At 69.6% G+C, this 3,340-nt stretch carries 1 protein-coding gene; it reads right to left on the bottom strand.

Annotated features, from left to right (window positions below; genetic code table 11):
• On the bottom strand, positions 1-3,340 hold a 3,340-nt coding region (locus AC1DZ6_RS21955; RefSeq protein WP_477099246.1), incomplete at both ends, for a beta strand repeat-containing protein.

Raw genomic sequence — 3,340 nt, 5'->3', positions numbered from 1 at the left:
GGGTGACCAGGACGTTGTAGACCGCCGAGCCGTAGCCCTGGGCTTCAGCGGCTCGCGCCGTCTCGGCCTGGTTGCGGGTGTTGGCCAGACTGGCGAAGCGCACGTCGTTGCGCAGCAGGGTCAGCTGCACCTGAGTAGCGGTGTAGCTGAGGCTGGGCGTCAGGAACGCCATGTTGCTGGTGACGCCCGCGAACTTGCCGACCAAGCCGCCGGCCGAGTTGACGATGCCGTACTGCGACAGGCGGGCATATTGCGCGCTGGGGCCGCCGGCCAGGACCTGAACGGTGACGCCGCTCTGGATCGTGGTCACGCCGGTCACGTCGATCAGGTCGTGCTCGCCGGTCGGCAGCACTTCGGCCTGGTAGACCGAGCCGGTGGCGAAGGTGAAGTCGCCGGCCACATGCAGGGTGCCGGGCGAGTTGCCCGGGGTGACCTGGCCGCCGCTCTGCACCAGCACGTCGCCGGTGATCGTGCCCGAGCCGCCCAGCAGGCCGGCCGCGCCGACCGTGACGTCCGAGGTGACCGAGCCGTTGACCTTCAGCTTGCCGACCTTGACGTTGGTGTCGCCGGTGTAGGTGTTGGCGCCGGCCAGGTCGATGACGCCCCCGCCGGTCATCGTGAACGAACCCGAGCCGCTGATCGCCCCCGAGAAAGTGGTCGTCACGGACTGGTTGACGGTCAGGGCGCCGCCCTCGATCGAGATCTGGCCCGTCGCGCCGCCGCTGAGATTGGTCACGGTCTGGGTCAGGCCGGAAAGGTCCAGCAGGCCGTTGTCGACCTGGACCTCGGCGGTCTGCGGCAGGTGCAGGATGCGCACCGTGCCGCCCTCCACGGTGGTCGTGCCCGTGAAGTTGTATTGGCCCGACAGGACCAGGCGCTGGGCGCCCTGCTTGATCAGCTCGCCCGTGCCGGTGATGACGCCGGCGTAGTCGTACTCGTCCGAGCGATTGAAGATCGCCGTGCCGTTCAGCACCAGGTCGCCGGTCAGCGAACCCGTCGTGCCGCCCGCGCCGATCTGCAGCGTGCCGCCCGCTCCGACGGTGACAGGGCTGGTCAGGGCGGCGGTGGTGATCAGCTTGCCGCCGGTGATGGCGAGGGTGTCGAAGCTGGTGTTCTGGGTCAGGGTGAACTGGCCTGACTGCACCAGGGCTGTCTCGAAGCCGAGCACGCCGCCCAGGGTCTGGGCGTTGACCTGGCCCGCGCCCTTCAGGGTCAGGGTGTCTTGGCCCGCGCCGGCGTCGATGGCGCCGCCGAAGCTGGCGCCCGCCAGGACGGTCAGATTGTCGGCGCCGCCGCCGAACACCACCGCCCGAGCGCCCACGCCGCCGCCGATATAGCCGGCGGTGACCAGGTCGGCGCCGTAGGTGTCGCTGACGCCGGTGACCCGCGAACCGTTGACGGCTGAGGTCTTGAACTCAAGTCCCACGCCGCTGGCCGAGGTCACCGAAGCGCCGCGCGCGACGGTCACGTTCGACCGGTTCAGGGCCGAGATCGACGCGCCGTTGAGGTCGCCCGAGGTCTCGCCGGTGATGGTGACGATGGCGTCGTGGCTGGCCAGGATGTCCAGGCCCTGGCTGCCGTCGCCGATGGCCACGGCGCGGCCCGACTTGACGGTGGCGTCGCCGTTGCGGGCGATGGCCTGGATGACGCTGGCGTCGTCGCCGGTCATCTGGGCGTCCACGCTGGTCACGGTGACGACGTCGCCGCGGCCCATGATGGTCACGGTCTCGTCGGCGGCCGCGCTGGCCTTGCCGCTGTCGATCACCACGGTTCCGCCGGTCGAGATGCCGTAGACCGCGGAGGCGTAGGTCCCGACCGCCTTTGCGTCGGCGCTCTTGATGGTGATCGCGCCGCCGCCCGACGAGAAGGCGCCGATGGCGTCGGCGGTGTAGTTGCCGTTGAGGCCGAGGTTGGTGGTGTGGGTCGCGCCCGCGTCGATGGTGATCGCGCCGGTCGTGCTGACGCCGTAGATCCCCATGTCGCCGCGGTCGCCGACCGTGATCTCGCCGCTCCTGATGGTGAGGGGGCCGTCCTGCGTATAGGCGAACAGGCCGCCGTAGGCGCCGGTGATCTTGTCGGACGTGATGTCGATCCCGTCCTTGCCGTAGACATTGATGCCCGAGGCGTTGGCGGCGGTGATCTCGCCGCTGTCGATGGTCACCTTGCCGGTGTTCTCGACCCAGATGCCGACGCCGTTGCCGCCGGTGGTGCTGATCGTGTCGCTGACGATCTTGACCGTGCCGGTCCCGCCCGCCGGGGTGTGGGGCGTGCCGTAGACGAGGGTGCTCTCGGTCTGGTCCACGCGGATGCCCTGGGCGCCGAAGCCCGTCGTGGTGATCGAACCGCTGGTGATGTCGACCGGGCCGGTGGCGCTGGCCGCGTAGATTCCCGAGGCGGTGCGGTCCGGCTTGCCCGTGACGCCCGCCTTGTCGCCCTTGGTGCTGATCGTGCCGCTGACGATGGTCACGCCTTCGCCGCCCAGGGCGCGAATGCCGGCCGCGCCGTGGCTGGCGGTCGAGATCGCGTCGCTGGTGATCGAGATCAGGCCGGGGGTCTCGACCTGGATGCCGCTGGCGGTGAAGCCCAGCGTGTCGATCTTGCCGCTGTGCACGGTGACGTCGTCGCCGCCGAACGCCACGATGCCGTAGCCGTTCCAGCCCTTGGTGCTGATCGTATCGCTGGTGATGGTGGTCGCGCCCTTGAAGTCGGTCGCGATGCCGGCGCTCTGGTCGCCGAGGGTGGCGATCGAGCCGCTCTTGATGGCCAGGGCGCCCGTGCCGGCCAGGGCGGCGTGGTCGGCATAGTCGAAGTTGCCATCCTGATCGACCAGTATGCCTTGCGACCACAGGCCGGCCGTCGAGATGACGCCGCTGTCGATGGCGATGTCGCCTTCGTTGGTCCAGGTATAGATGCCGCGCGCCCACGTGCCCAAGGTGGTGGCCGTGCCGCTGGTGATGTCGATATTGGCCTTCTTGCTGAAGGTCAGCGCCATGATCGCATCGACGGTGTTGTTCTGGTAGTTGCCCGCGGTCGACGCCGTGCCGCTGACGATCTTCACGCCGCCGCCGCCGTTGGCGTAGATCGCCCGGCTGCCGGCGCCCAGCGCCGAGGCGTTGGTGCTGTTGATGTTGACCGCGCCGTTGGCGGCCGAAGCGTAGATCGCCCACGAGCCCGCGCCGGCCGTGCTGGCCACGCCGCTGTCGATGGTGATGCCGCCGGCGGTGCTCTGGGCGCTGATGGCGTTGGCGAACACCTGGACGTTGTTCAGGACGGCGGTGTTGCCAGTCGCCGCGGCCGTGCCGCTCTTGATCGAGACCGAGCCCGCGCCGCTGGCGTAGAT

It is taken from the genome of Caulobacter sp. P1_B12_2 (genome assembly GCF_056406675.1).
Note: the sequence above shows the minus strand (reverse complement) of the source record. Positions and strands in the feature narration are given on the sequence as shown.